Genomic DNA, 211 nt, shown 5'->3' on the forward strand with positions numbered 1-211 from the left:
GGTTTTGGTATTTTAATAATCATCTTCTCTTTACCGCTATCAGTACCTATACCTGTTCCACCTGGCTATACAACCATTCTTTCTATACCTTTAATCTTATTTTCACTGCAGCTTCTATTTGGGTTTGATTCTCCTTGGATGCCTAATTGGCTAGAAAGGAAATCTTTTCAACGTTCAACACTAGCTCTCGTGGTAGAGAAAACTTCACCTA

The 211-nt window shown here is 37.4% G+C and carries 1 protein-coding gene; it reads left to right on the forward strand.

Features of this window, described 5'->3' with window-relative positions:
- Positions 1-211 (forward strand): exopolysaccharide biosynthesis protein (locus tag ACJ5GX_RS00535; RefSeq protein WP_495292580.1); only part of this gene is annotated, 211 nt, incomplete at both ends.

The organism is Wolbachia endosymbiont of Tuta absoluta, assembly GCF_059414725.1.